Consider the following 2680-nt stretch of genomic DNA (forward strand, 5'->3'; position numbering starts at 1 on the left):
AGCGGACACAGCAGGCCCGGCAGGCCCGGCAGGCTGGTCAGCCGGCCGGTACGGACACCTGGTCGGTGAGGCCGGTCCGGGCGTCAGTCCGCAGCCGGACCAGGCCCGCGAGCAGGCGCAGCTCGTCCACTGTCCGGGGAGCGGCGTCCAGCAGCGCCGGTGACATCACCAGGACGGCGAGCACCTGCGCCCGGGACAGCGCGACGTTCATCCGGTTGCGCGAGAGCAGGAACTCCAGCCCGCGCGGGGCCTCCGCCGCGCTGGACGTCGTCAGCGACATGATCGCCACCGGTGCTTCCTGCCCCTGGAAGCGGTCCACCGTGGCGACCCGGACCCCGTGGATGCCGGCCCTGCCCAGCGCGTGCTCGATCGCGCGTACCTGCCGGTTGTAGGGCGCCACCACCAGCACGTCGTCGGCGCGCAGGACGCGCTCGGTCTCCCCGTCGACGAAGCGCCGGCCGAGGATGCCCGTGAGCAGGTCACGGACGGCGTCCACCTCCGGGTCGGACCGGGTGGTGCTGCCATGGTGGACCACGTCGTGCAGGTACAGGCCGGCTGCCACACCGTCGACGCGGCGGCCGGCGGCGACCGGGTGCGCGTGCAGGCGTCCCTGGTAGGCCAGCGCCGACACCGGTGCGCACACCCGCGGGTGCATCCGCCGGGTCAGGTCCAGGAAGTAGCCGAACTCGGCCGGGATGATCTCCTCCTGGCCGAGCAGGTGGGACAGGGCGGAGGCGTCCGCGCCGTCCGGGTGGATGCCCGCGACGACCTGCGGGAGCTGCTGCGGGTCGCCGAGCAGCACGAGGCTGCGCGCGGCGCCGGCCACGGCCAGGGTGTCGGCGAGCGCGAACTGGCCCGCCTCATCGATGATCATTACGTCGAACGGCTCCGCGCGCAGCGCAGGGTTGGCGAACGCCCAGGCGGTGTCGCCGACGAGGTGCCCGTCCGGGTGCGCGGCGCGCCAGGATGCCAGCGCCCGGATGTCGCGCGGGGTGTCCCACGGCGTGTCCGGGTCGGGCTTCCGGCCGGAGCGCAGCTTCTTCGCCGCGGCGATGCCCCGCCCGGCGGGTGTCGCACCGTCCGTGGACGCCTGATCACTCACGGTTGCTGCGGCGGTGGGGCCGATCGCGGCGAGCATGGTGTTCTCGATCGCCTTGTGGCTGGTCGAGCACACCCCGACGGTGCGTCCCGTCCCGACCAGATGGCGGATCAGCCTGCCGGCCAGATAGGTCTTGCCGGCGCCGGGCGGCCCCTGGACCGCGAGGTAGGAGTTGTCCAGGGCGTCGACGGCGGCGAGCACGGTAGCGATCAGATCCCCGCCGTGCTCGGCCGGATCCGGCAGCCCGGCACGCCCGGCACGCCTGGCGGGCCGGCCGGCCAGCCGCGGCGGGCGCCGGCGCAGCAGGTCCATGGCCGCTCCGCCCGGCAGCTCCGGCCCGGCCCGCCGCGGGGCGGGCACCAGGCTCGGGGGAGGCAGGGCGGCGGCCACCGTCCGCGCGAGTTCGGCGATCGCCGCCGGTTTGGGTTCCGGGCGCACCGGCGGGCCGGGCAGCACCGCCAGTGGCGGTTCGGCGTCGTTGTCCTCCGGCGCCGCGGTCTCTCGGACGAGCAGCCGGTCGGGCTCGCCGCGTTCGATCTCGGCGTCCCGGGTGCGGCCGCCGGCGGCGCCGTTACCGGCTTGGCTGACAGCACCGTTACCGACGGCGTCCGGATAGAGCAGCCGGACTCGCTCACCGGTGGCGAACGGATGGGTGCGGTCGGGGTCGAGCGAGGCGAGCAGTCCGCGCCGGGCCTTCTTCTGCCGTCCGGTGGGGGTGCTCCAGCCCTCGACAACGGCCCATTCCAGCGGGACGGCGCAGCCGTCGTCGGCTTCCAGCGCGGCCCGGTCGGCGCTGAGCCAGGCGAAGAACTCCCACCAGGCGGGCTTGTTCTCCCGCCGGTGGTAGCCGACGGCGGCCCCCAGCAGCGCCCGGGCCCGCTCGTCGTCGCTCCAGGCCGCCGGGTCCTCGGGCAGGCCGGCGAGCAGCGCGTCAACGGTCGCGTCGGTGGGATCCGGCGTCGTGTCGGCGGCGGCCTCCTCGGCGTCCGCCGCCGGCGCGGGCGTGATCCCCTCGGCCGCGCGCAGGCCGAGCAGCCAGCGGTGCAGGCGATGGGTGGACACGCAGTCGACCCGGTTGTACTCGGCGATCTCGTGGAGGACGTGCTCGGCGGCCGCCCGCTCGCCGGCCGCGCGGTGCGCCAGGACGTTCTCGTAGGCGACGATGCTGTCGACGGCGGTCTTGACCCCGGCGCCGCGCGCCCCCGGCAGGTACAGCGGCTCCAGATACTTGATCGAGTACGAGCGCTGGGAGATCTTCAGGCTGCGCCGGACGACCGTGTACAGGTCCACCAGCCGGTGCCCGGCGAGCAGGGCGTCCACCTGCCGTTCGCGGGTGCCGTGCCTGGCCGCGAGCCGCTTGAGCGCGTTCGGTTCATACGGTGCGTAGTGATATATGTGCGCCCGGGGATGATCGGTGAGCCGTTGCAGCGCCCAGTCGACGAACCGCTCGAACGCGCGCTTCTCCTCGGCGCGGTCGTGCGCCCAGAACGGGTGGAAGACCTCCACGGCATCGGCGGCGAAGCCCGCCGCGGGGCCGGAGCCGCCCGTCTCCTCGACGTCTGCGCCGCTGTCAACGGCGGC

Annotated in this window: 1 protein-coding gene; it reads right to left on the reverse strand. The window is 74.8% G+C overall.

Annotated elements, in window-relative coordinates; translation table 11 throughout:
* Positions 1-37 precede the first annotated feature (37 nt).
* Positions 38-2680: TM0106 family RecB-like putative nuclease (locus tag AC5LSR_RS03725; RefSeq protein WP_493464563.1), on the reverse strand; the 2643-nt coding region annotated here is incomplete at its 5' end.

It is taken from the genome of Protofrankia sp. CiP1_Cm_nod4, assembly GCF_982290645.1.